This window comes from Micromonospora sp. AMSO31t, assembly GCF_008868175.1.
Classification (GTDB): Bacteria; Actinomycetota; Actinomycetes; order Mycobacteriales; family Micromonosporaceae; genus Micromonospora.
The window spans coordinates 1-16905 of record NZ_WBKT01000124.1; the positions used below are offsets into that span (position 1 = coordinate 1).

The following is a 16905-nucleotide window of genomic DNA, read 5'->3' on the forward strand; positions in this document are numbered from 1 at the left end:
GCGGGGTACGCGGGGCGGGCGGCGCGGGTGTCTCCTCCGGCGCGGCCGGCAGGGCGAGGGCGGCCGCGGAGCCGAGCCGGCGGCGCAGGGTGTTCAGCGCCCGGGAGGTCTGGCTCTTCACCGTGCCCGGGGAGATCTCCAGCAGGGCGGCGGTCTGCGCCTCGGACATGTCCTCGTAGAAGCGGAGCACGAGCACGGCCCGCTGGCGGGCCGGGAGCGCCTGGAGGTGCCGCCACAGCGCGTCCCGGTCGAGCTGCTGCTCGATCTCGTCGACCCCGGCCCGCTCGGGCAGCACCTCGGTCGGGCGTTCCCCGTGCCAGCGCCGGCGCCACCAGCTCGTGGAGGTGTTGACCAGCACCCGGCGGGCGTACGGCTCGATGGCGTCGATCCCGCCGAGCCGCTTCCAGGCCAGGTAGGTCTTGGTCAGCGCGGTCTGGAGCAGGTCCTCGGCCGTCGCCCAGTCGCCGGCCAGCAGGTAGGCGGTGCGCAGCAGGGCACCGGAGCGGGCCGCGACGAAGTCGCGGAACTCCTCCTCCAGCGGATCCCTGCTGGCCACGCCCACCTCCACACCCCGTCCTGCCTGGCAGGCTCCCACGGTAGAGCGGGGTGGGTCGACGGCAAAAGGTGCGCAGTTCCTCCGATGTTCGGACAGAAACCTTCAGGCGCCGTCGTCGGCCTTCGCCTCGTCCTGCTCCTTGCCGATCCGCGCCTCCACGGCCTGCGGCTCGTACATCTCCTCCACGACGCGCAGGTAGAGCTCGTTCGGGTTGGGCAGGTTCTTGATCTCGCGGAGCGCCTGCTCCTGGCCGGCCGACTCCAGCACGAAGGTGCCGTAGTTGAGCGCACGGCCGGTCGGCGTCTGCTCGTACTTCATGTCGGTGACCCGGACCAGCGGCATCATGGCCACCCGGCGGGTGATGATCCCGTTGACCACCATGACCCGCTTGTTGGTGAGGATGAAGCGGTCGTACCACCAGTCGGCGACCCGCCAGGCGACCCAGCCCATCACGGCGAACCAGAGCAGCACCGCGACGGTGGTCAGCGCCCCGACGTCGCGCCCGGCGAGAAAACCGGAGAGGTAGCCGAGCACGAAGGTCGCCGCGATGCCGACGATGATCGGCGTGGAGAGGTGGACCCAGTGCCGCTTCCACTCGCCCCGGAAGCGCTCCGTCGGGAAGAGGTAGCGGGCCGCCAGGGCGCTCGGCTCGTCCTCCATCGGCAGCACCCGGCGCGGGGCCATGCCGGAGGCGTCGGCGCGCAGGCCGGCCAGCTCCTCCTCGGAGATCGGCGGGTTCTGGTAGCCGGCCTCCGGGTCGCGGATCCAGGCGCGGCCGGACCGCCCCTCCCCGGCATAGGCCGGGCCGTCACCGAAGGCGGCGTCGTCCGAAAGGGAGGGGCCTCCGCCGTAGCCGGAACCGGAGCCGAAGCCCGGGCCGTCGTCGGGGTCGATCCGCGGGATCGGCTCGGTGTCGCGCTCCCGGCGCTCCCGGTCGGGATCGTCCGGGTCGAAGGGTGGACCGGAGGGGCTTCCCATGGGCGGTTAGGCGACCAGGTTGGTGAAGAAGTCGCCGAAGCCCTGCGCGATGTCCATGATGCCGCCGCCCAGGGACTTGAACACGTCGGCGGCGGAGTTCGGCCGGTAGGCGATGAAGAAGATCAAGAATGCGAGGCCGGCCCAGGTGAGGACCTTCTTGACCATAGCGGGCCATCCTCTCGAGGAGCCGGGTCCGTTTACCGCAGCGGCACCCAGAGTATCAGTATGGTGTCGTAGAGTGAATATCTGCGTCTGTTCTCCAACTCGCCGGTGCCGGCCGGTCAGGCCCGCCCGTGCAGGTACGGAGATGGTGCGCCGTACACGAGTTCGGGCGGTGTCCACTCGGTGAGGTCGTGCAGCACGACTTCTTCCGCGAGGAGGTGACCCGCACTCGCCGGCCAGGCTATCGCATGGAGCCACATTCCCCGAGCCTCGCCGGCGTACGCGCTTCGATCGGTCGGGGAATTCACGGGCCACAGTGGAGTGGGGTGGCCGCCCACCCGGATCTTGGCGTGCGGCACCCGCTCGGGGTGACCAGGGCCGGGATCGGTCAGCGCCTCCGCCATCTCGGGCCCGGGGTCGGGACCGGGCAGGCCGGCGAGGCGGGAGCCCAGGCCGACGCCCGGCTCCTCGGCGATGAAGAGCAGGTCGGCCGGTCCACCGTCGAGCGGAGCCGGGCCGGCGCAGGCCACCGCCGTGGCGCGGACGCCGGAACGGTCGTCCCCCGCCCAGGCCACCCCGGTCAGCGTCCACCCGCTGGGCAGTGGCCACGGGCACCAGAGCGGCATGCCCGGCCCGGCCGGGTCGGTGCCGTTGGCCACCCGCTCCACCACGCTCGCCATGATCTCGGCACCGATGTGCTCGGGCACGTGCAGCGGCGGCACGGGACCGCAGCGCAGGCACCGGTATTCGCCGTGCATCAGGTCCGGCTCCCGGACCGGGCCCGCGCACCTGGGACAACTCACCGCGACACTCACACCTTCACGGTCACCCCGGACCGGCGGGGCGTCAAGCGGAGCGGCCGGATCGGTCACTCCGGTGGGGGCCCGGCGTACGTCCGGATCCAGGCGTGCATGGCGATCCCGCTGGCCACCCCGGCGTTGACGGAGCGGGTCGAGCCGTACTGGGCGATCGAGAAGAGCTGGTCGCAGGAGGCCCGGGCGACCTCGGAGAGCCCCGGTCCCTCCTGGCCGAAGAGCAGCACGCAGCGGCGGGGAAGCGTGCTGCTCTCCAGCGGCTTCGAGCCGGGCAGGTTGTCGATGCCGACCACGGGCAGCCGCTCCCCCGCCGCCCAGGCCACGAACTCCTCGATCGTCGGGTGGTGCCGCACGTGCTGGTAGCGGTCTGTCACCATGGCGCCCCGCCGGTTCCACCGCCGCCGCCCGACGATGTGCACCTCGGCGGCGAGGAAGGCGTTGGCGTTGCGGACCACCGTGCCGATGTTGAAGTCGTGCTGCCAGTTCTCGACGGCCACGTGGAAGTCGTGCCGGCGGCGGTCCAGGTCGGCCACCACGGCCTCGCGCCGCCAGTAGCGGTACCGGTCCACGACGTTGCGCCGGTCGCCCTGGGCGAGCAGCTCCGGGTCGTAGCGCGGGTCGTCCGGCGGGTCGCCGGGCCACGGCCCCACGCCCACGTCGAGCTGGTCGTCGGTCACGGTCTGCAGAGGGTACGGCCCGGCCGGGCGGACGGCCGTCACGGGCCGGCAGGTCAGCGGAGGTCGAGCGCGCCCGCGAGCCGGTCGAGGAAGCGGCGGTCGGCGGGGCTCGGGGCGGCCTCGCCGGCCCGGCACACGCGGGCCGCGACCGACTCCACCCACTGCCGGTACGCCGCCGAGTCGGCGGGGTCGGCGCGCCGCCGGAGCACCCGCACCGCGGCCCGGGCGGCGGCGAGCAGGTCGACCAGGTCGGTGAGGCGCTCGTGCCGGTCGGCGGCGCCGTCGTGGCGGGCGTAGATCGCGGCGACCACGGCCCGGACCAGGTCGCTGTCGAAGGCCCGTCCGGCGGCCACCGCGTCCAGCCCGGCGAGCCCGGCGGCGACGCCACGCGGCGGACGGCCCGGACCCGGCGTGGCGGCGGCGACGAGGACCCGGCCCGGCAGGTCGGTCAACAGGTCCCACTCGGCCGCGGAGTAGACGGCGGTGGTCAGCGGTGCGGCACGGCGGCCGGCAGAGGGCGGCTCTCCGGCGACGGAGTGGCTCATGGTGACCTCCGGCGTCAGCATATGCCCCGGAACGGGAAAAGGGCCCCTTCCCCGCGGATCGGCGAAGGGGCCCTTCCGGGCGTACGGGAGAGGTCAGCGCGGCTCGGGGAAGCTGGGCCGCTCGGGGTCGACCCCCTCGGGCAGGGCGGCGGCCGCGTACTCCTTCTTGGGGACCATGACCTTGCGGCGGAAGACGCAGACCAGCGTGCCGTCCTGGTTGTAGCCCCGGGTCTCCACGGCGACCACGCCGCGGTCCGGCTTGGAGGAGGACTCCCGCTTGTCCAGCACCGTCGTCTCGCCGTAGATGGTGTCGCCGTGGAAGGTCGGGGCGACGTGCCGCAGCGACTCGATCTCCAGGTTGGCGATCGCCTTGCCGCTGACGTCCGGCACCGACATGCCGAGCAGCAGCGAGTAGATGTAGTTGCCGACCACCACGTTGCGCTTGAACTGGCTCGCCGACTCGGCGTAGTGGGCGTCCATGTGGAGCGGGTGGTGGTTCATGGTGAGCAGGCAGAAGAGGTGGTCGTCGTACTCGGTGACCGTCTTGCCGGGCCAGTGCCGGTAGACGGCGCCGACCTCGAACTCCTCGTAGTAGCGGCCGAACTGCATCCTTGTCCCCTTCGACGGGCGGCGATGGAGTTCGGCACAGCATGCCTTACCGCTTGTTAAGGCGGTGGACGGGGCGCAGCCGGTGCGGAAAGTCACACCCGGATCGACCCGGGTGGAGACGCAATGAGCGGCGGGGCCCTCCCCGGCACCCGCCGCCCACGCTCTGATGCGACAGATTCTGCCGTACGCCGGTACTGTGACGACAGAGACGGACGTCACATTTATCTTTTCGTAACACTACGCGTAGTGACTCGTGATCACTCCACAAGCGATCTCCGCCTGTCGAATCCCCGCTTGTCAAGCGTCAAGTTACCGATTCGTAGCGCGAATCGGTCGCGATCACCTTGGAAGCGCTCCCATCACGTCCCGTCACGCAAATGCGTCGTGCACTTGCGTTCCGCAGGACGGGGTACACAGACCTTGCTCGATGCATCCCTCCGTCACCGACGCGCTGCGCAGTGTTTCGTCGCGCACGTCACGGGAATGCCAAGCCATCCACCCTGGTTCCACGGGACGTAGGAAATCCGCGTTGATCGGAGAGTGCAATGGCAACGGTTGAGCTGACCACGGCCAACTTCGACGAGGTGACCGAACGCGACGGCATCGTCCTGCTCGACTTCTGGGCGGACTGGTGCGGCCCGTGCAAGCGCTTCGCCCCCGTCTACGAGCGCTCGTCCGAGAAGCACCCGGACATCGTCTTCGGCAAGGTCGACACCGAGGCGGAGCAGGAGCTGGGCGCCAAGTTCAACATCAGCTCCATCCCGACCGTGATGGCGATCCGCGACGGCGTGATCGTCTACGCCCAGCCGGGCGCCCTGCCCGAGTCGGCCCTGGAGAACCTGATCGAGCAGGTCGAGCAGCTCGACATGGAGGACGTCCGCAAGAAGCTCGCCGAGCACGGCCACAAGCACTGAGCCGACTCGACAAGCACCGAGCCGAGCGGCTCCGACACCACCGGCCGGGCCCCCACCGCGGGGGCCCGGCCGCCGTCGTCCGGGAGGACCGGAAAGAGCGACACGGGCAGCGATGACTGGACGACGGACCGACGCCTTCCGGGCATGTTCATCCCGTATCGTCACGAGCCGATGGAGACCTTGACCACCCGCGGGCGTGCCGTCCGGCTGGGCGCCACTCTGCTCGGGCTGGCGCTGCTCCTCCTCGGCACCGTGCGCGGCACCGACGACGACTTCCCGTTCGGGCCGTTCCGGATGTACTCCACCTCCGACCCGCCTGACGCGCCCGCCCCCGACACCCGCGTCGAGGGCGTCGACCGCAGCGGGGCCGTGGTGCCGCTCGGCCAGGACGCCACCGGCATCCGGCGCGCCGAGATCGAGGGCCAGCAGGACCGGTACGCCGCCGACCCGAGCCTGCTCCGCCGGGTCGCCGAGGCGTACGCCGAGCGCCACCCGGCGGCCCCCGCGCTCGCCGAGGTCCGCATCGTGGTCCGCTGGTACGACATCCAGGGCGGCCGGCCGACCGGCCGCTGGACCGACCGCACCGCCGTGCGCTGGGAGACCGCCCCGTGACCGGCTGGCTGACCGAGGCGGTCCCGCGGGGCCGGGTGGCCGCCTTCCGCACCCTCGTCTACCTCTTCGTCGCCGCCGACCTGGTGATCTTCACCCCCTGGGTACGCACCCGGGTCGACGTGCCCGGCGACCTCTACCAGCCGCTGCTGATCGGCCGGCTGCTCCCGCTGCCCACCCCCACCCCGGCCCTGGTCGGTGTCGTCTTCTGGGTGCTGCTGGCGGTCTCGCTGCTCGCCGCCACCGGCCGGGCGCCCCGGCTGCTCGGCTGGACGGTCTTCGCCCTCTACTTCGAGTGGATGATCGTCGCGATGAGCTACGGCAAGGTCGACCACGACCGGGTCGGGCTGCTCGTCGCGCTGGCCGTGCTGCCCACGGCCGGGCGGGCCCGGCACGGGGACCTCACCCGCACCGAGGCGGGCGGCTGGGCGCTGCGGGTCACGCAGATCGCGGTCATCTGCACCTACTTCCTGGCCGCCTGGGCCAAGTTCCGCTTCGGCGGCCTGGACTGGGCCACCGGCTCCGTGCTGGCCCGCGCGATCATCCGGCGCGGCACCGACCTGGCGGACGTGATCGCCCAGGTGCCGCACCTGCTGATCGTCGCCCAGTTCGGCATCCTGGCCTTCGAGCTGCTGAGCCCGCTGGTCTTCCTGCTGCCCGAGCGGTGGCGGCTGGCCATGGTCGGCTTCTTCTACTCGTTCCACCTGGTGACCATCGCCACGATCACCATCTCGTTCGCGCCGCATCTGGTGGCGATGACCAGCTTCCTGCCCCTGGAGAAGGTCCGCCCGATCGCCTGGCTCCGCCGGCGGCGGTCAGCGGCCCCCCTCGGCCAACTCGGCGAGCATCCCCTCACAACTGCGGACGACGACCTGGGCGCCGCGCCGCTGGGCCAGGCGTAGCAGCGGGTCCTCCGCGCGGTTCCGCCACCGCCACTGGGCGTCCGAGGCGGCGTCCCAGAGGCGGTGCACGGTCGCGTCGTGCTCCACACCGAGCCGGGCCGCCAGGCCGACCCCGTCGCCGCCGACCAGCCGTGCCGCCTCCGCGGCCAGGTCGGCGTCGAAGCCGAGCCGGGTGGTCCGCAGCGCGGCCAGCAGGCGCAGCTCACGGAACTCGTGCGCCCCGACCAGGATCTGCTCGACCCGGCCCAGCAGCTCGTCCGTGCCCCGGCCGGGCTCGGCCCGCAGCAGCGCCTCGACGGCCGCCAGGGCGGAGCGCGCCTTGAGCGTGTCCCGCCGGTCGACGAGGAGGCGGGCCATCGACTCGCGCAGCTCGGTCAGGCCGCTGCGCCGGATCAGCTCGGCGGAGAGTTTCGCCCGGCTGTCGCAGCCGGTGCGGATCAGCGTGGTCGCCAGCCGGATCCCGACGAGCCCGAGCCGGTCCAGCAGACCGGCGCGCACGCCGGTGTCGAGATGGACGGGCAGGTCGCCGCGGAGGAACCGGTCGGCCGAGAGCAGGTGCGTCTCCAGCTCCGGCCGCGGCACCCGGGCCAGTGCCGCGAGCACGGCGTAGTCCGACTCGCTGAGGATCCGACCGGCCAGGCCGAGCAGGCCGCTGCACGGCACGACATGCACGCTGAGCTCGTTCACCCGGGGGTCCCGGTGCTGGCGCCGGGCGAGTTGGCGGGCCGTGAGCAGCCCGTCGATCCGTCCACCACCGGTCTCGTCCACCCGGGACAGCACCATGATCACGTGCACGGCGGCGGCCTGCCCGACGGCGCTCTCCCGGCTGGTCTCCAGCACCCGCAGGTCGCTGTCGCGGCCGTCCCGGGTCAGGTACAGCACCGCGTCCGCGTCCCGCAGCACGCGCTCCATGACCGGCGCCCGGCCCTGCTCGTCCCGGCCGGTGGCCGGAGTGTCGATGAGGGTGACCTGGCGCAGCGTCCGCGTTGGCCACTGCACCACGATGTCGCGCAGCTCACCCGCCCGCCAGCCGACGAGGTCCACCCGCATCCCGGTCGCCGACTTGGCGATCGCCAGCTCCTGCGGCGGCTGGCCGTTCGCGTACGCGGTGGCGCTCGGCTGCGGCCCGTCCTCGTACCAGGTGAAGACGGTGCTGCCGTCCACCCCGTCGACCGGCGCGACCTCCTCGCCCATAACGGCGTTCAGCAGGGTCGACTTGCCGGAGCGCCACGGGCCGGCGATCGCGATCCGCAGCGGTTGCTCCAGCCGGGCCAGCTGGTGCCGCAGGTGGTCCGTCGCCCTGGGGTTGTCCCGGTAGTGCTGGAGCGCCTGGTGCAGCAGGCCCCACACCGCCTCGTCCAGCCGCAGCCCGACCGTCATGGCCGGGGCTCCAGCGGCGCCGGGGCGGATCGGGCGCCGGTCAACTGCTGGGCCTGCTCGAAGAGCCCGGCCAGCCGGGTCATCTTCAACCGGATCTCCCGCTGCCGCTGGTCGCGGACGGCCGCGTCGGTGTCGGCGGCCTGCTTGGCGCTGCGGAACGACCGGATGATGGCCTCCTGGAGTTCCTCGGTCAGCGCCGTGAAGTGGTCCCGCAGCATCCGCTGCACCTGCCGGACGGCGTCCCGGCGGTCCTTGGTGACCCGGACGAAGAAGTCGTCGACGTACCGCTGGATCGCCGTCTTGACCACCGCCTGGCGGCGGCGGAGCAACTGCTTGCTCTCGTCGCGGATGCTCTTGCCGCCGAACAGCGCGCCGACCCCCACCGACAGCGGGTTGATCATGGGCATGCCGGCCAGCGTCGTCGCGAGGCCGACCATCAGCAGGCCGCCGTACGAACCCCGCATGCCACTGATCAGCTTCTGGCTGGTGGTGAACCGGTCGACCGCGGGCCGTTCCAGCTCGGGCAGGCCGTCGCCGAGGTCCGGGGGCGTCGTCATCGACCAGGGCGGCAGCACGTCGCCGCCGTACCGGGCGAAGGTGTCGGCCACCCGCCGCGCGGCCCAGTCGCAGCGCCGGACCAGCCACTCGTGGTTGGCCTCCGCCGCCTCGGTGAGGCTGCGCTCCAGCCACTCCTGGAACGTGTCCCAGCTGACCAGCGGGTCGGCGCTGTCGAACGCGTCGTCGACCTCGCGCAGGATCTGCCGGGTCCGGTCCCGCAGGTCGTACTCGATGTCGGCGAGCACGTCGGCCATCTCGTCGGCCAGCGTGTTCTGCCACCTCGTGGAGCAGCGACGCAGCTCGTCGACCTCGCGTTGCGCCGCGTGCAGCCGGGAGATGGGACCGGACTGCTCCTCGACCTCCTGGCTCTCCAGCTCGGCACGCAGCGGCGCGGCCAGCTGTTCCACCACGGTCCGGGCGATCACGCCGACCGCGGCCCGCGCCAGCCGGTCGGACTTGCCGGCGAGGTCCCGCTGCAACCGGCCGATCAGCACGGGGAAGCCGGACTCGGCGTTCAGCTCCCGGTCGTCGCCGACGGCGGCGCGCAGCCGCAGGGCCGCCGAGACCGGGATGACCGGCGCCGGCACGCCGGCCTCGGCGAGGTGCTGGCGGTTGCGCTCGGCGACCGCACGCCAGTCCGGCACGAGATCCGTCTTGGTCTGCACCAGCACCACGTTCGGGTGCGACCGGGCGACGTGCAGCAGCATGGTCAGCTCGCCGGCCGAGAGTTCCCGGGTGGAGTCGGAGACGACAAGCACGGTGTCCGCCCACGCCGGGGCGGCGGCCGGGCCGGCGGCACCCAGCGCGGCGGCCTCCTCCGTGCCCGGGGTGTCCACCAGCACCAGCCCGGAGCCGAGCAGCGCGCGCGGCAGTCCGATCTCGACATACGCGGGACCGCCGCCCGGCCGGCGGCCGAACGTGCCGGCGACCCCGGCGGCGACCTGGTCCAGCGGCACCGGGGTCCGCTCGCCGGTCACCGGGAGCGCCGCGCCGGCGGGCCGGCCCGGGTTGGGGGGTGGCGCCTGGACCACGGCGACCGACGGGACCTCGGCGTGCTGCACCACGGTCGGCAGCACGGTGGTGCGGCCGTCGCCGACCGGGCAGGCCGGCGCGTTGACGATGGCGTTGATCAGCTGACTCTTGCCCTGCTGCGACTCACCGATGACCAGCACACGCAGCCGGGGGTCCAGCAGTTGGACCCGCTTCTGCCGCACCGTCTGGAGCAGGTCGCCTCGCCCGTGTGCACCGCACGTACGGGCGATCTCATCGAGCACATCCAGCCAGATCCCCGCGATCACGCACCAAGTGTGCGGATTTCGGCTCAATTATCAAGAGGGTCGTGAACGGAAAAGGAGCGGGAGGCCGGATCGTGCCTCCCGCTCCTGCCTGAGCCCTCCGTCAGAGCAGCCCGCCCAGCAGGCCGCCGTCGGACGAGGCGTGCGCGTCGCCGTGGACCCCCGCGCCGTGCGCCCCGGCGTCGCCGCTGATCCCGTCGGTGAGCCCGCCGGTCAGGCCGCCGACGGTGCCCGTCACGCCGCTGACCGTGCCGGTCACACCGGTAAGCGTGCTGTCGACCTGGTGCGTCACACCGTCCACGGTGGCCGGCACGTGCACCGGCGGGACCACGCCGCTGCCGTCGCCCAGGCCCAGCCCGCCGAGGGTCTGGTCGAGGCCGAGCGAACCGACGACGCCGTGCACCTGGGCCTGCGTGCCGGAGAGGACGCCCAGGTCGCCGCCGAGCACGCCGCCGTCGTGCAGCAGGTCGGTGCCGGCCGTGGTGCCGAGCGGGTCGCCGACCGCCCCGGTGACGTCCCCGACGACCGGGTCGACGGCGGTGTTCACCGTGCCCACCACGTCGGAGTCGAGGGTGTCCGCCACGTCGTGCACCGCGGTCAGGTCGGTGCCGAGACCGCCGGGCCCGACGCCCAGGCCGATGCCCGGGGCCAGGGCCACGCCGGCGTACAGGCCGGCCGGGTCGACCGCGATGGCGCCCAGCGCGCCGGCCGACACGTCCACCCCGCTGTGGGAGCTGCTCACGCCGATCTGGTGCGGCACCGCCTGGACCTGGCCGACCACGTCGGTGACGTCGCTCGTGAGCGGGTCGAGCCCGAGCTGCCCGACCACCGGGGCCACCGGGGCCAGCCCCGCCGCGCCGGGGGCGTAGTCGACCACCAGCGGGACGACGTCCTGCACGTCGGCGGCGGTGACGTCGGTGAGCCCCGCGGCCTGCAGCGCGCCCTCCGGGTCGAGGTCGAAGGCCGACCGCGCGTCGGGGTCGGTGAGCAGGTTGAGCACGAAGTCGTGCAGGGTCTGGTGCGATTCCATGGGGGCTTCTCCTCGAACGTAGCGTCAGCACCGTCGTGCCGCGACAGTGACGCTAGGGCGGGGGGCCACCGGTCGTCATCGGGGCGCGACCCGCAACCCGCCCCCGCCGATTAGGGTCCTCGCCCCCTCGTGCGTTAGGGGGACAGGGGGAGCCGGGCCGGGCGGAGTTAGGGTACCGGGTCGGAGGCGATCTCTGGTACGAACGTAGGAGCCCACGGGGTTCGCCGGGGGTGGGTCGCCACGGTGCCGACACCGTCCCCAGGCCACTCGCGGTGGAGGAAGAACGAATGCCGTACGTCCTGGGGTTGGACATCGGGAACACGGGCACTGCCGCCACCGTCGCGAGCCGGCGCGGCGACTCCTGGGCGCGCCCCGAGGTCGTCACGCTGGGTGGCCGGTCGGCTGTCGTACCGTCGGTGCTGCACCTGGCGCCCGACGGGGCGCTCCGGGTGGGCGAGCCGGCGACCGACGACCGCAGCGGCACCACCCGGGACTTCGTCCGCCGGGTCGGTGACGACGTGCCCCTCCTGCTCGGCGGCGAGCCGTGCCCGCCGGAGACGCTGGTCGCCGAGCTGGCGGCGTGGGTGGTACACCGGGTCTCCGCCTACGAGGGCGAGTTCCCCGAGGCCGTCGTGCTGAGCCATCCCGCCGGGTGGGGCCCGCACCGGCGCGACCTGCTGCACCGGGCGCTGTGGGCCCTCGACCTGCGGAACGTCACGCTGCTCCCGCGCACGGTCACGGTGGCCGAGAGCCATGCGGCGCGGGGCTTCCCGGGCACCACGGCCGCGGTGTACGCCCTGGGCGGCAACACGTTCGAGGCGGCGCTGGTCCGCCGCAACGCGCGGGGCAGGTACGAGACGTTCGGCCTGCCGCAGGGCCTGGAAACGCTCGGCGGCACCGACTTCGACGAGGCGCTCGCCGAGCACGTGCGCGCCACGCTCGGCCGGGAGTTCGCCGGCGCGGAGGCCCAGCCGGCCCTGCGCGGGCTGCTGGCGGAATGTGACCGCGTCAAGCGGGAGCTGACCATCGCCACGGAGGCCGACGTCATGCTCACCCTGCCGGGCGGCCCCGTCCGGGTGCCGGTGACCCGGGCGCAGTTCGAGGACATGATCCGGCCCGCGGTGCGCGCCACCGTCGACCTGCTGGCGCAGACCGTGCACTCCGCCGGCCTCACGCCGGCGCAGCTCGACGGCATCCTCCTGGCCGGCGGCTCGGCCCGCGTCCCGCTGGTCACCGAACTGCTCACCGCCGCGCTTCCCGTGCCCGTCGAGGTGGAGCCGGACCCTCAGCTGACCGCCGCCACCGGTGCGGCGCTCGCCGCCTGCCAGGTGGTGGCACCGCGCCCGCGCCGCCCGGCGCCGATCCCCGCCACCGCACCGGTCGGTGCCGCCGCGCCGGCCGTTCCGGCGTGGCGGGACGCCGAACCCGACCACCCCCACCACGGCGAGCCGCCGGCCCGCCCCCCGGTCCGGATCACGCCGCTGAACCTGCCGAAGGCGTCCCGCCTGGCGCTGGCCCGCGGCCGGAGCCGGGACCGCGAAGGATGACCGACATGATCATGAGTACCGTCACCGACGCCCGGCTCGTGCTGGGCACCGGGCCGGCCGCCCTGCTCGCAGCGGTCGTGGCGGATCCCGGGCGCCCCCTCGCCGTCGGCGTGACGGGTCCCGGCGGCCACGGAAAAACCGCCCTGCTCAGGGAGCTGGCGCGGGCCCACCGGGACGCGGGCGGCACGGTGCGGGAAGGTGCCCCGGGCCTGGACCGCCCGGTCGACCCCGGGACCGTGCTGCTCGTCGACGACGCGCACCTGCTCGACGACGCGCGGCTCGAGACGCTGCGCCGGCTGGTGGCCGGCGGCCGGCACCGGCTGCTGGTCGGTTACCGCCCGTGGCCCCGGCCGGCGGCGCTGGCCGGGCTGGCCGAGGCGTTGAAACGCGACGGGCAGCAGCTCGTGCTCGACCCGTTCACCGTCGAGCAGACCCGCGACTACCTCGCCGGCGTGCCCGACCCCGGCCCGGCAGGTGAGCTGGCCGCGTTCGTGCACGCGCAGACCGGTGGGGTGCCGCGGGACGTCGAGCGGCTGGTCCGGGGGCTGCGCGGGTCGGCGAGCCGTCCCGGCCTGCCGACCGAGCTGCCGCGGCCGGCCATCCTCGCGTTCGGCCCGGACCTGGAGGAGTTGCCGCAGGACGTCCGGCGGCTGCTGCTGGCCGTCGCCGCGGGCGTCCCGCTGCCCGTGGACCTGCTCGGCCCGCTGCTCGACCGGGAGCCGGCCTCGGTGGACGAACTGGTGGCGTACACCCGGGCGGCGGGCCTGCTCGGCGCGGACGGCCGGCTCGCGCCGATCGTGCGGCGGGCGGTCGTCGCCCTCAGCCCGGCCACCGAACGCAGCGCGATCTGGCGGCGCCTCACCGAGGTGCAGCTCGGTCGTGGCGCGGCCGTGCTCCCGCTGGTCCGGTCGCTGCGCGCGGCCGGCGCGCTCGACGACTGCCCGGCCGCGGCGCTGGAGGCCGCGGCCGAGGAGGCGCTGGGCGGCGAGCCGGCGCTGTCCGCCGAGCTGTTCGCCGCGGCCGCCGCCAGAGGGATCCCGGCCGGTGCCCGCCAAGCCGTCGCCGCGGCGCTCGCCGGCGACCTGGAGGCCGCGCTGCGGCTGGCGAACCGGCTGCTCGCGACAGCCCCGCCGGCCGTCCGGGCGGAGGCGGCCACGGTGGCCGCGACGGCGCTGGCGCACCGGGGCCAGGTGGAGCGCAGCGTCGAGCTGTACCGGTGGTCCGGCCTCGCACCGTCCGCGGCGTTCGCCGCCGTCGGAGCCCTCGCCCTCGGCCGCCCGGTCGCCGGCGTGGACCTGGCCGACGACCCGGCCGGCGGGCCGCCGACCCTGCACGCCAGCGCCGCGCGGCTGACGGCCGAGGGGGTACGCGAAAGCGTCACCGCCGCGCCGACCAGCGCCCTGTCCCGGCTCGTGCAGGCCACCGCGCTGCTGGAGCCCGACGGGCGGCGGGTGCTCCTGCCGGACAGCCCGGCGGCGCTCGCCGCGTTGACCGCCATCCACTGTGCCGAGCTGGACATCGCCGAGAGCGTGCTGGACCGGGCCGTGACCACCGGGATCGGTGGGCCGCTGATGGCCCGCCGGCACCGGTTGCTGCAGGCCTGGATCCTGATGGTCCGCGGCCAGACGGCCGCCGCGGCCGACCGCCTCGCCGCGGTGACGGCCGGCGACCGGCCGCTGGAGCCCCGCGACCTGCTCCTGGCCAGTGCGCTCCGGCTCGGCATCGCCCGGCGCAACAGCGACGTGGCGGGGCTGCAAGGCGGATGGGGCCCGGCGCTGGAGGCCGTGGTCCGGCACCCGGTGGACCTGTTCACCCTGCTGCCGCTGGGCGAGCTGGCGGTCGCCGGCGCCCGGCTGGGCGACCTGGCCCGGCTGAAGCCGTACCTGCGGGAGGCGTGGCTGCTGCTGGACCGCCTCGGCGGCCCGGCGCTGTGGAGCGCGCCGCTGCACTGGACCGGGCTGCACGCCGCCATCCTCACCGAGGAGCCAACGGTCGCCGACGGGCACGTCGCCGCCCTGCTCGCCGCCGCCGACCACAGCCGGTACGCCGCCGCGGCCGCGGACGCCGCCACGGTCTGGGTCGAGGTGCTGCGCGGCGTCGTGGACCCCGTCCGGGTGGAGGCCGCCGCCCGCGGGCTGCACGACACCGGGCTGTGCTGGGATGCCGCCCGCCTCGCCGGGCAGGCCGCGATCCGCACCTCGGACCGCCGTGCCATGACCACCCTGCTGGAGTGCGCCCGGGTGCTCCAGGCCCGGTCGCCCGCCCGCGCGGACGGCGCGAGTGACGGCACGGCGCCGGCGGCCGACGCCGGCCCCACCCGATACCGGCTCAGCGACCGGGAGCACGAGGTGGCCGAACTGGTCCTGGCCGGCCTGACCTACCGGGAGATCGGGGACCGGCTCTTCATCTCCGCGAAGACGGTGGAGCACCACGTGGCACGGATGCGGTCCCGGCTCGACTGCGCCAACCGGGCGGAGCTGCTGGCCCTCCTGCGCACCGTCGTGGCGGACCGGTCGGCCGTCGCCGGCCGGCAGCCGTGGCCGGAACGGGACCCGCGGTGAGCCGGCCGGCGTGGCGCCCCGGTCGCCCCGGCTTGCGGCTGAGGCTCGCCGCGCTGGCCGCCGTGCTGCTGACCCTCTGGGCGTACGCGGCCGTGCTGACCGGCCGGGACGCCGCCGACCTCGTGCGGGTGCGGGCCCTGGCGGACACCCTCGGCCAGCCCACCGACCTGCTGATCCTCGACCTCCAGCTCGAACGCCGGCTGACCGCCGAGACGATCGCCGGTGCGGGGCGGACGCGGGCCGCCCTGGCCGAGGCGCGGGACCGGACGGACGGCGCCGTCGCCCCGGTACGCGCGTTCACCGAGGACCACGACCCGCGCCTGCTCACGGCGGGCGCGGTGCGGGACCGCGCCGACGAGCTGGTCCGGCAGTTGACCGGGCTGGCCACCCTCCGGTCCGAGGTGGACGGCGGCCGGCTCGACCGGCCCAGCGCGGTCGCCGCGTACGACCGGCTGGTCGACGCCGCCTTCGCGGTGTACGGCCCGGAGTGGGGCGGGCGCGAGGACGCGCTGGCTGCCGAGACCCGGGCCGTCGTCGCGCTGGCCCGGGCCCGGGAGCTGCTCGCCCGCGAGGACACCCTGGTGACCGCCGCCCTGGCCGGCGGCAGGATCGGCGACGACGACCGGCGCCGCCTGGCCGAGCTGGTGACCGTCCAGCGGTACGCCCGGACGACGGCCGCCGCCGCGCTGCCGGTTGGCGGACGGGACCAGCACCAGCGGCTGGTGGAGGGCCCCCGGTTCGCCGGCCTGCTGCGGCTGGAGGACCGGCTGCTCCGCGCCCCGGGCCCCGGCGGCACGGCCGGGATCAGTGGGCAGAGCTGGCGGGAGGCCGTCGAGCCGGCCCTGAGCGGGCTGCGGGACCTGGTGACCGCCACGGCCCGCGGCAGCGTCGAGCGGGCCGCGCCGGGCGCCGCCCTGGTGGTCACCCGGACCGGCCTGGTGGTGGGGCTCGGGCTCATCGCCGTGCTCGTCGTGCTGGCCGGCTGGTCCCGCACCGTCCGCCGCCTGGCCGGCGGGCCGGACCGCTCGGGCACCGTCACCCGGGATGGCACCCCGGGCGAGGCAGGTTCTCCGTCCGCGGAGACCGCCACCGGCGAGCTGTTCCTGCGGCTGACCCGGCGCAACCAGGCACTGCTGCGCGAGCAGCTCGACCTGCTCGGCACGATGGAGCGGCGGGAGCGGACCGCGGAGGAGACGGCCGACCTGTTCCGGCTCGACCACCTCGCCACCCGGATCCGGCGCAACGTGGAGAAGCTGGTGATCCTGGCCGGTGCGGCGCCGGCCCGCCGCTGGCGGCGGCCGGTGCCGCTGCTCGACGTGGTACGCGGGGCGGTCGCCGAGGTGCCGGACTACCACCGGGTCCTGGTCGCGCCGCACTGGCCGTGGACCCTCGCCGGTTCCGGCGTCACCGACGTCGTCCACCTGCTGGCCGAGCTGATCGAGAACGGGCTGGCCTGCTCCCCGGAGCACACCACGGTCCGGCTCGCCGGCGAGCCGGGGCCGCAGGGCTGCGCCGTGGTGATCCTCGACGACGGGCCCGGCCTGGACCCCGCCGCGCTGGCCGAGGCGAACGACCTCCTGGACCGTCCGCCCCCGGACGGCCCGCCCGCCGGACGCGCCGGACTGCACGTCGCCGCCCATCCGGACGGTGACAGGCGGGATCAGCGGTGCGCACCACTGGAGACCATGACGAGGCGTGGTACGACGAGGACGCCGGGCCGGTGGCCCGGCCGTACACGGTGACGCGCGGCCGCATCACGTCCGACCA

The 16905-nt window shown here is 74.6% G+C and carries 16 protein-coding genes; 6 read left to right on the forward strand and 10 right to left on the reverse strand.

The genetic code is table 11. The annotated features are described in order from the left end of the window. The 7 genes from F8274_RS22925 to F8274_RS22950 form a co-directional block, all read right to left on the reverse strand. On the reverse strand, nt 1-556 hold a 556-nt coding region (locus tag F8274_RS22925), incomplete at its 3' end, for a SigE family RNA polymerase sigma factor (RefSeq protein WP_225853926.1). 102 nt (nt 557-658) lie between these two features. Continuing rightward, nucleotides 659-1534, reverse strand: a complete 876-nt coding sequence (locus F8274_RS22930) for a PH domain-containing protein (RefSeq protein ID WP_151464434.1) — start codon at nt 1532-1534, stop codon at nt 659-661. A gap of 6 nt (nt 1535-1540) precedes the next feature. Further along, complete coding sequence (locus F8274_RS31355) at nt 1541-1699, reverse strand: hypothetical protein (protein WP_167544553.1); 159 nt, start codon at nt 1697-1699, stop codon at nt 1541-1543. Nucleotides 1700-1815: 116 nt separating this feature from the next. Next, nucleotides 1816-2499 carry a DUF6758 family protein gene (locus F8274_RS22935; protein ID WP_370518262.1) on the reverse strand — a complete coding sequence of 228 codons (684 nt, stop codon included), beginning with the start codon at nt 2497-2499 and terminating at the stop codon, nt 1816-1818. A 65-nt stretch (nt 2500-2564) separates the two neighbouring features. Beyond that, the gene (locus tag F8274_RS22940; RefSeq protein ID WP_151464435.1) at nt 2565-3188 is read right to left on the reverse strand and encodes an RNA methyltransferase; all 624 of its coding nucleotides are present in this window, start codon (nt 3186-3188) and stop codon (nt 2565-2567) included. A gap of 53 nt (nt 3189-3241) precedes the next feature. Next, nucleotides 3242-3733: a hypothetical protein gene (locus F8274_RS22945; protein WP_151464436.1), complete on the reverse strand. Its 492-nt coding sequence runs from the start codon at nt 3731-3733 to the stop codon at nt 3242-3244. Between the two features lie 93 nt (nt 3734-3826). After that, entirely contained in the window at nt 3827-4342 is a 516-nt protein-coding gene (locus F8274_RS22950) for a MaoC family dehydratase (RefSeq protein ID WP_091314480.1), read from the reverse strand. Between the two features lie 545 nt (nt 4343-4887). Here F8274_RS22950 and trxA point away from each other — a divergent pair. From trxA to F8274_RS22965, 3 genes are all read left to right on the forward strand, one after another. Then, nucleotides 4888-5256: a thioredoxin gene (gene trxA / locus F8274_RS22955; RefSeq protein ID WP_151464437.1), complete on the forward strand. Its 369-nt coding sequence runs from the start codon at nt 4888-4890 to the stop codon at nt 5254-5256. Between the two features lie 171 nt (nt 5257-5427). Beyond that, on the forward strand, nt 5428-5868 hold the full coding sequence (locus F8274_RS22960) for a hypothetical protein (RefSeq protein ID WP_151464438.1): 441 nt from the start codon (nt 5428-5430) through the stop codon (nt 5866-5868). Next, entirely contained in the window at nt 5865-6767 is a 903-nt protein-coding gene (locus F8274_RS22965) for an MFS transporter permease (protein ID WP_225853927.1), read from the forward strand. The genes F8274_RS22960 and F8274_RS22965 overlap by 4 nt, the downstream gene beginning before the upstream one ends. Here the strand turns inward: F8274_RS22965 and F8274_RS22970 are convergent. From F8274_RS22970 to F8274_RS22980, 3 genes are all read right to left on the reverse strand, one after another. Then, a complete protein-coding gene (locus F8274_RS22970; RefSeq protein ID WP_225853928.1) occupies nt 6681-8147 on the reverse strand; it encodes a dynamin family protein in 1467 nt (488 codons plus the stop codon). The two genes, F8274_RS22965 and F8274_RS22970, sit on opposite strands and share 87 nt — an antisense overlap. Continuing rightward, nucleotides 8144-10003 carry a dynamin family protein gene (locus tag F8274_RS22975; RefSeq protein WP_225853929.1) on the reverse strand — a complete coding sequence of 620 codons (1860 nt, stop codon included), beginning with the start codon at nt 10001-10003 and terminating at the stop codon, nt 8144-8146. Before F8274_RS22975 ends, F8274_RS22970 begins: the two co-directional genes overlap by 4 nt. Before the next feature lie 100 nt (nt 10004-10103). Further along, the gene (locus tag F8274_RS22980) at nt 10104-11030 is read right to left on the reverse strand and encodes an IniB N-terminal domain-containing protein (protein WP_151464440.1); all 927 of its coding nucleotides are present in this window, start codon (nt 11028-11030) and stop codon (nt 10104-10106) included. 287 nt (nt 11031-11317) lie between these two features. Here F8274_RS22980 and F8274_RS22985 point away from each other — a divergent pair, with 287 nt between their 5' ends. The 3 genes from F8274_RS22985 to F8274_RS31360 are packed head-to-tail and all read left to right on the forward strand — an operon-like array spanning nt 11318 to nt 16880. Continuing rightward, nucleotides 11318-12577: an Hsp70 family protein gene (locus tag F8274_RS22985; protein WP_151464441.1), complete on the forward strand. Its 1260-nt coding sequence runs from the start codon at nt 11318-11320 to the stop codon at nt 12575-12577. A 5-nt stretch (nt 12578-12582) separates the two neighbouring features. Continuing rightward, nucleotides 12583-15138, forward strand: coding sequence for a LuxR C-terminal-related transcriptional regulator (locus F8274_RS22990; RefSeq protein WP_225853930.1), 2556 nt, complete (start codon nt 12583-12585; stop codon nt 15136-15138). Between the two features lie 32 nt (nt 15139-15170). Continuing rightward, the gene (locus F8274_RS31360) at nt 15171-16880 is read left to right on the forward strand and encodes an ATP-binding protein (RefSeq protein ID WP_192579942.1); all 1710 of its coding nucleotides are present in this window, start codon (nt 15171-15173) and stop codon (nt 16878-16880) included. Nucleotides 16881-16905 lie beyond the last annotated feature (25 nt).